Genomic DNA, 8,180 nt, shown 5'->3' on the forward strand with positions numbered 1-8,180 from the left:
CCCCGCACCCCACCCGCGTACCCGGCGAGATAGGCCTCCACGGCGTCGGGCAGCGTGGCGTACGCGGACCCTGCCAGGACCGCGACGTTCGACGGCCGCGCCCCCGGCGAGGTGACCAGGCCGAACCGGGCGTTGGTCCCGCCGATGTCGGCGACCAGCCACGGAAGGTCGAAGGCCTTCACCCGCACCTCCGGCGTCCGGCGTCAAGAAGGCTCCCCTCACACCGCAGCATGCCACGCCCGTCCGCACTGTCCGCGCCGTCCGCACTGTTCGCGCCGTCCGCGCCGTACGTGCCGGCCGTGCCCTCCAGGGCGGCCGGATCGTCCGAGCCGGCGCGAGCCCTCGCCGGACCGTCACCGGACCAGCCCGGCGGGGCGGGCGCCCACGGGGGCGCCGGCCTCCAGGTGCGAGGAGCCCGCCTCCGCGGGGAAGCCCAGCCCGGGGCCGTGGTGCGGCGACTCGGCGCCGCTCACCCCGAAGATCCCGGCACCCTGCTCCGCGTGCCCCGCCATCCGGCGGAACGCGGCGAACAGCTCACGCCCGGTCCCGACCCACTGCGCGTCGCTCAGCGGCCGTCCCTCGGGCGCGCGCCCGGCCAGTTCCCCGGCCGGCACCAGCAGTTCCAGGGTGCCCGCCGCCGAGTCGAGCCTGACGACGTCGCCGTCGCGCACCAGCGCGATCGGCCCGCCGTCGGCCGCCTCGGGCGACAGGTGGATGGCCGCGGGCACCTTGCCGGACGCGCCCGACATCCGCCCGTCGGTCACGATCGCCACCCGCTGCCCCCGGTCGAGCAGCACGGCCAGCGGCGAGGTCAGCTTGTGCAACTCGGGCATGCCGTTCGCGCTCGGCCCCTGGTAGCGGATGACCGCCACGAAGTCCTGCCCGTCCAGCTCGCCCGCCTCGAACGCCTTCAGCAGGTCGAGCTGGTCGTCGAAGACCCTGGCCGGCGCCTCGACCACCAGGTGCTCCTGCTTGACCGCCGACACCTTGCTGACGGCCCGGCCCAGGTTGCCCTCGACCATGTGGATCCCGCCGTCCGCCGCGAACGGCTCGGCGACGGGACGCAGCACGTCCAGGTCGGCGCTGCCGCCGGTGACCGGCGACCAGAGCAGCTCGCCGTCCACCAGGGCGGGCGCCTCGCGGTAGCGGTCGAGTCCGCGCCCCGCGACGGTCAGCACGTCGGCGTGGAGCAGCCCCTCGTCCAGCAGGTCACCGATGAGCACCTGCATGCCGCCGGCGTCGCGGAAGTGGTTCACGTCCGCCTGGCCGTTCGGGTAGATCTTCGTCAGCGACGGCACCACCCGCGACAGGCAGGCCAGGTCGTCCCAGGTCAGGACGATGCCCGCGGCCGCCGCCATGGCCACCAGGTGCAGCGTGTGGTTGGTCGAGCCGCCGGTGGCGAGCAGGGCGACGCAGGCGTTCACGATGGCCTTCTCGTCGACCACCTCGCCGATCGGCGTGTACTGCTCGCCGTGCGCGGTGATCTGCACGGCCCTGCGCCCCGCGGCCGCCGTGAGGGCGTGGCGCAGCTCGGTGTGCGGGTTGACGAACGTCGAGCCCGGCAGGTGCAGGCCCATGACCTCCATCAGCGCCTGGTTGGAGTTGGCGGTGCCGTAGAAGGTGCAGGTGCCGGGGGAGTGGTACGACTTCGCCTCGGCGTCCAGGAGCTCGTCCCTGCCCACCTTGCCCTCGGCGAACAGCTGCCGGGTGCGGGCCTTGACCTTGTTCGGCAGGCCGGACGTCATCGGCCCGGCGGGCACGAAGACCGCCGGCAGATGCCCGAAGTGCAGCGCCCCGACGAACAGCCCCGGCACGATCTTGTCGCACACGCCCAGCAGCAGCGTCGCGTCGAACATGTCGTGCGACAGCGCGATCGCGGTGGCCATGGCGATCACGTCGCGGCTGTAGAGGGACAGCTCCATGCCGGGCCGCCCCTGCGTGATGCCGTCGCACATCGCGGGCACGCCGCCCGCCACCTGCGCCACACCCCCGGCCCTGCGCACGGCGGCCTTGAGCTCCTGCGGGTACGTCTCGTACGGCTGATGCGCGGAGAGCATGTCGTTGTAGCTGGTCACGATGGCCACGCCGGGCTTCGCCGTGCCGCGCAGGGCGGGCTTGTCCTCGCCCGAGGCGCCCGCGAAGCCGTGCGCCAGGTTCGCGCAGCCGAGGTGCGCCCGCGCGGGCCCCTTAGCCCGCGCGGCCTCGCCGTCACGGCGGATCCGCGCCAGGTACGCGGCCCGGCTCGCGGCGCTCCGCTCGGCGATCCGGTCGGTGATCTGCTGAATGACGGGGTTCATGCACGCTCCTTCGTCGGGCCGGTGAACCCGAGGTCTCTCCATCGGCAGGTAAGCTTCGCGCGCTGGTTCACGCGCCCTCCTCGTGCCACGCGCGACCGCTGCGGCCGAGGAGTTCGTGGGCGCCCGCGGGACCGGTGGTCCCCGCGGGGTAGGGCTCGGGCAGCTCCGCCTGCGACTCCCAGGCGTGCAGGATCGGGTCGATCCAGCGCCAGGCCGCCTCCACCTCGTCCCGCCGCATGAACAGCGTCGGGTTCCCGGCCAGTACGTCGGTCAGCAGCCGCTCGTACGCCTCCGGCACCCGCGCCGAGAACGTCTCGCCGAAGCTCAGCGACAGCGGCACCGGCTTCAGCGTCACCTCGCCCGCGCCCGGTATCTTGGCCATGATGTCCAGCCGGATGCCCTCCTCCGGCTGCAGGCGCAGCACCAGCCGGTTCGGCGCGCCGCCCGGGTAGATGGAGTGCGGCACGTCCTTGAACTGCACCACGATCTCCGAGCGCCGGTACGGCATCCGCTTGCCCGTGCGCAGGTAGAACGGCACCCCCGCCCACCTCCAGTTCTTCACCTCGGCCCGGATCGCGGTGAACGTCTCCACCCTCCGCGAGGCCTCGGTGGGCGGCGTGGACGCGGGCTCGTCGAGGTAGCCGGGCATGCCGTCCGCGCCGACGTACTGGCCGCGTACGGTGAAGCGCTCGACCTCCGTGCCCGTGATCGGGCGCAGCGCCTGCAGCACCTTGACCTTCTCGTCGCGCACGGCCTCGCGGTCGCTGCGGGCGGGCGGCTCCATCGCGGTCAGCGTGAGCAACTGCAGCAGGTGGTTCTGCACCATGTCGCGCAGCGCGCCCGCGTGGTCGTAGTAGCCGCGCCTGCCGGGCGTCCCGACGGTCTCGGCCGCGGTGATCTGGACGTGGTCGATCCAGAGCGAGTTCCAGATCGGCTCGAGGAAGGCGTTGGCGAAGCGCAGGACCAGGAGGTTCTGCACGGTCTCCTTGCCCAGGTAGTGGTCGATACGGAAGATCTGGCGCTCGTCGAAGATGGCGCCGACCTCGTCGTTGATGCGCTGCGCGCTCGTCAGGTCATGGCCGAGCGGCTTCTCCAGCACCACGCGGGAGCGCGGCGTCACCAGCCCGGCCTCGTCGAGCTCGCGGCAGAACGGCCCGAACGTGCGGGGCGGGCTGGCCAGGTAGAACACCCGGTCGCGCTGCTCGTGCCCGGCCAGCAGCCTGGCCAGCGCACCCCAGCCCCGCCGGTCGGTCCCGCCCGTGCCACCATCCGTGCCGCCACCCGTGTTCCTGCCGGCGACGTCTCTGCCGACGTCGACCGAGACGTGGTGCAGGCGGCCGAGGAAACGTTGCCAGCCGGCCTGGTCGTCGGCCGGCACCTGGTCGCGTACCTCGGCGTCCACCTTGCCGCGGAAGTCCGCGTCGGTCAGCCCGCCCCTGGACATGGCGATGACGCGGGACTCAGGGGAGAGCCGGCCGTCCCTGTCGCTGTGGTAGAGCGCCGGGATCAGTTTGCGCATGGCCAGGTCGCCGGTCCCGCCGAAGACGACGAGGTCCGCGGTGTGCGGGTGATCTGCGGGTGAGGACGAGAGGGGGGACACGGTTGAGGGCTCCATGATCTACCAACTAGGGACAGAACGGACAATAACCGGAGTTTGGTTCGTACACAAGCGGAGTTTTGGCATCTCAGATAAAAAAGTCACGACTTTTCATTACCTAACCCCGTGTGGTTCACTTAGCCGATGCCTCGACGTACTGCCGCGACCCTCGCCACCAGTGGCGAGGTGCTCCGCCTCATCCGCTCAGGAGAGGCCGTGACACGCGCCGACCTCGGCCGGGTGACCGGCCTGTCACGCCCAGCGGTGCAGCTGCGCGTCGGTGAGCTGCTGGAACGCGGCCTGGTCGTGGAGCGCGCCGACGCGCCCTCCACCGGTGGGAGGCCGCCGGTCCGGCTGGAGTTCAACGCCTCGGGCGGCGTGGTGCTGGTCGCGGCGCTCGGCGCCAGCCGCACCCGGGTCGCCGTCTGCGACCTGGCCGGGCACGAGCTCGACGGGCGCGAGTTCGCGATGGACGTGGAGCAGGGCCCCGACGTGGTGCTGCCGCTGCTCATGGACACCTGGGACGAACTGCTCGGCGGACGTCCCCGCTCGATGGTCGCCGGCGTCGGCATGGGCGTGCCCGCGACGGTCGAGTTCGCGCAGGGCCGCACGGAGAGCGCCCGCGTGATGGCCTCCTGGACCGGGGTGGTGATCCCGCCGATCATCCACGAACGGTTCCCCGTCCCGGTGCTCGTCGACAACGACGTCAACGTGCTGGCCATCGGCGAGCACCGCGGCGTCTACCCCGACCTGGACGACCTGATGTTCGTGAAGATCTCGACGCGGATCGGCGCGGGCGTCGTCGCCGGCGGCGAGATCCTGCGCGGCGCGCTGGGCGCCGCGGGCGAGATCGGGCACATCCCCGTGCTGGACGGCGGCGACGTGCTGTGCCGGTGCGGCAACACCGGCTGCGTCGACTCCGTCGCCAGCGGCACCGCGCTGCTGCGCGACCTGCGGGCCCTCAGCAAGGACGTCACGACGATCGCCGACGTGACGGCGCTGGTGCGGGCGGGCGACGCCGAGACGATGGCCACCGTGCGCGAGGCGGGACGCAGGATCGGCGAGGTGCTCGCGGGGGCGGTCAACATCCTCAACCCGTCGGTGGTGGTGCTGGGCGGCGACGTCGCCGAGGCGTTCGGGCCGCTCGTGTCCAGCATCCGCGAGGTCGTCTACCGCCGTTCCACCGCCCTGGCGACCCGGCGGCTGCGCATCGAGCCGAGCCGGCTCGGCGCGGGCGCCGGCATCAGCGGCTGCGCGGTGATGGTGCTCGACCACGTGTTGTCGCCCGAGGCGGTCGACGAGGCCATGACGGTCTCCGCCCTGCGCCGGCAGAGCGCGGCCTCCGGCTAGAGGTCCCAGCGCGGCTCGGCGCTCTCCTGCACGCGGCCGTCCGCGCGGAAGATCAGGTGACGGTCGAAACCGGCGGCGAACCACCGGTCGTGCGTGACCACCAGGACCGTGCCCGCGAAACCGGCGAGGCCCCGCTGCAACGCCTCCGCGCCCGCCAGGTCGAGGTTGTCGGTCGGCTCGTCGAGCAGCAGCAGCGTCGCCCCCGACAGTTCGAGCAGCAGGATCTGCAGCCGGGCCTGCTGCCCGCCCGACAACGTCTCGAACGGCTGCCCGCCCGCCGGCGCCAGCTCGTAGCGGGCCAGCGCCGCCATCGCCTCGTTGCGGGTCATGGCGTGCTCGCGCATCACGACGTCGGCCGCGGCGCGTCCGTGCAGATCGGGCCGCTCGTGAGTCTGCGCGAAATGGCCGGGCGTGACCCTGGCGCCCAGCCGGGCCACGCCGGTGCGGGCGATCGGCTCGCCGGCCAGCAGCCGCAGGAAGTGCGACTTGCCGGTGCCGTTGGCGCCGAGCACGCCGACGCGCTCGCCGTACCAGATCTCCGTGGAGAACGGCCGCATCAGGCCGCTCAGCTCCAGGTTCTCGCACGTGAGCGCCCGCTTGCCGGTGCGGCCGCCGCGCAGCCGCATGCGCACGTTCTGCTCCTTGGGCGCGCGCTCGGGCGGTCCGGCCCGCTCGAACCGCTCCAGCCTCGTCACCGCCGACCGGTACGCGCCCGCGAGCGCGTCGTTGTTCGCCGAGCGCTGCCGGAGGGTGTGCACCAGGCCGCGCAGCCGGGCCCGCTCGTCCTCCCAGCGCCCGCGCCGCTCCTCCAGCCGCTCCGCGCGCCGCCTGCGGGCCTCGGCGTATCCGGCGAACCCGCCGCCGTGCACCCACGCCCCGCGCCCCTCGACCGTGATGATGCGGCCGGCCGTCTCGGCCAGCAGCCACCTGTCGTGCGAGACGAGCAGCACCGTCTTGGCCGACTCCCTGACCGCCCGCTCCAGCCACTGCTTGCCCCGCACGTCGAGGTAGTTGTCCGGCTCGTCGAGCAGCAGGATCTCGTCCGGCCCGCGCAGCAGCGCCGCCAGCATGAGCCGCTTCTGCTCACCTCCCGACAGCGTGCCCACCTCTCTGCCCGCGGCCTGCGCGAACGGCAGCCCCAGCGCCTCGGTCGTGCACACGTCCCACACGACCTCCAGGTCGTAGCCGCCCGCGTCGGCGTGGTCGGCGATGGCCTGGGCGTAGGCGAGCTGGCGTGGTTCGTCGTCGCGCAGCGCGATCGCCGAACCGGCCGCGTCCAGCGCGGCGGCCGTCTCACGGACGGCTCGCGGAGCCACGCTCAGCAGCAGGTCGTGCACGGTGCCCGAGCCGAGGAACTGCCGCATCACGCCGATGCCGCCGCTGCCTGAGACGCGGCCGGCGGCCGGGGCGAGCTCGCCCGCGATCAGCCGCAGGAGCGTGGTCTTGCCCGCGCCGTTCGGCCCGACCAGCGCCGCCTTGGCGCCGTCGCCCACCTTGAACGACACCTCCCGCAGCAGCGGGCGCCCGTCGGGCAGCAGGTAGGTCAGCCCGCTCACCTCGATGTGCCCCACCCGGACCTCCACTCGATCGTCGTTCTACAACTAGACCACCGATCCGGTCTCTCGCACAACGTATTATCTCGTGGGTGGACACCGTGTGGTCGCGCCCAGCGAAGGCGCCCAGGCAGACGCTCACCCTCGACCGGATCGTGACCGAGGCGGTGGCGCTGCTCGACGAGGAAGGGGTCGGCCGGCTGACCATGCGCCGCCTGGCCGAGCGGCTCGACACCGGCTCGACCACCCTCTACTGGCACGTCAAGACCAAGGACGACGTCCTCGACCTGGCGCTCGACGCCGTCTTCCACGAGGTGCCGCTGCCCGGCCGCGAAGCCGGCTGGCGGACGGCGGCGCGCGACCTGGTGAGCGGCTGGCGGGCCGCGCTGCTGCGCCACCCCTGGTCGGCCACCATGCTCGACCGCCCGCTCATGGGTCCCAACGCGCTGGAGCGCACCGAGTTCCTGTACGAGACGCTGGCGGAGGCGGGCTTTCCCGCCCCGAAGGGCGCCGCCTACAGCCTGGCCAACTACGTTATGGGCTCGGTCATCATGCAGGTCACGTGGCAGCAGCGCGACCCGGGCGGCACCGGCGCGTTCCTCCGGGAGCGCGCGGACCTCTACCCGTCACTCGCCGAGCACGGCCTCGACTTCCCCGACGGTGGGAGCGGCTGGGACGCCACGTTCACCGAAGGCCTCAGCTACCTCCTCGACGGAATGCAGCGCCACCGGGTCGGCTGAGCCGACCCGGTTCGCTAACGTCCTGCTCGAATCCGCCGCGTCTTACGGACTTCTGCTGGCGTCCTGCGCGAGTCGCGCGCCGTACGCGCTACTCGCCGATCCTTCCTTTACGGCAAGCCGACGTCACCGCACGCGCCGCCCCCAGTGACCGCCCGTCCTGGCCGGTCGTGAAGGCCAACGGGTTGCTCGCCGTGACGACGCGCTCGGCCGGCCGTGTGCCGTGGCGACATGTCACCCGCGGGACGCTGGCGAAGCCGGTCCGTCGCCTGCGCGCCGCCGGTGGAGCCCGCGAGACCGAGCCTGCCGCCGGCGCTGCGGGTGGCCGCGCTGGGCCTCACCGCTTCGCGCTGAGCAGGTCCGGAACGTCTGGCCTTTGAAGGACGGGAAGCGGCCCCTGAGACGACGGCTTCCACGGACCGGACGACGGACCGAGCGGTGCGGGATCCGGTCCGGGTGGCGGCACGGTGGACGGTCCCCGCATCGGGCCGGCCGGCGGCGAGCCGGCCGGCTCGCGCATCGGGCCGGCGGGCCACGGGTGGGGTCGTCCGCGAGCGGGGCTTGGCGGCCTTGGTCGGCCGAACAGCGGAGGGCCGGGACGCGGCGACCCGGGCACTGCGGGGCGGAACAGCGGCGGGGCGAGCGG

6 protein-coding genes are annotated in these 8,180 nt (G+C 73.2%); 2 read left to right on the forward strand and 4 right to left on the reverse strand.

All coding sequences use genetic code 11. The features are described from left to right. The 3 genes from E1295_RS45740 to zwf all read right to left on the reverse strand — a co-directional run. A partial coding sequence (locus E1295_RS45740) for a glucokinase (protein WP_181958148.1) occupies positions 1-182 on the reverse strand: 182 nt, incomplete at its 3' end. Positions 183-353: 171 nt separating this feature from the next. After that, positions 354-2,297, reverse strand: coding sequence for a phosphogluconate dehydratase (edd, locus tag E1295_RS45745; RefSeq protein ID WP_132641302.1), 1,944 nt, complete (start codon positions 2,295-2,297; stop codon positions 354-356). Positions 2,298-2,364: 67 nt separating this feature from the next. Then, a complete protein-coding gene (zwf, locus tag E1295_RS45750; protein WP_281284813.1) occupies positions 2,365-3,897 on the reverse strand; it encodes a glucose-6-phosphate dehydrogenase in 1,533 nt (510 codons plus the stop codon). A 141-nt stretch (positions 3,898-4,038) separates the two neighbouring features. On the opposite strand from zwf, the gene E1295_RS45755 reads away from it, so the two are divergent. Beyond that, a complete protein-coding gene (locus E1295_RS45755; protein ID WP_132641306.1) occupies positions 4,039-5,244 on the forward strand; it encodes an ROK family transcriptional regulator in 1,206 nt (401 codons plus the stop codon). On the opposite strand, the gene E1295_RS45760 is transcribed toward E1295_RS45755, so the two are convergent. Further along, a complete protein-coding gene (locus tag E1295_RS45760) occupies positions 5,241-6,815 on the reverse strand; it encodes an ABC-F family ATP-binding cassette domain-containing protein (protein WP_132641308.1) in 1,575 nt (524 codons plus the stop codon). The genes E1295_RS45755 and E1295_RS45760 overlap by 4 nt on opposite strands. Positions 6,816-6,889: 74 nt before the next feature. Between E1295_RS45760 and E1295_RS45765 the strand changes: the two genes are divergently transcribed. After that, the gene (locus E1295_RS45765; protein ID WP_132641310.1) at positions 6,890-7,537 is read left to right on the forward strand and encodes a TetR/AcrR family transcriptional regulator C-terminal domain-containing protein; all 648 of its coding nucleotides are present in this window, start codon (positions 6,890-6,892) and stop codon (positions 7,535-7,537) included. Positions 7,538-8,180 lie beyond the last annotated feature (643 nt).

The organism is Nonomuraea mesophila, assembly GCF_004352805.1.
In the GTDB taxonomy this organism is placed as follows: domain Bacteria; phylum Actinomycetota; class Actinomycetes; order Streptosporangiales; family Streptosporangiaceae; genus Nonomuraea; species Nonomuraea longispora.

Coding starts and splice junctions, on each gene's coding strand:
- E1295_RS45755 (WP_132641306.1), top strand. CDS start 4,039: ATGCCTCGACGTACTGCCGCGACCCTCGCCACCAGTGGCGAGGTGCTC.
- edd (WP_132641302.1), bottom strand. CDS start 2,297: ATGAACCCCGTCATTCAGCAGATCACCGACCGGATCGCCGAGCGGAGC.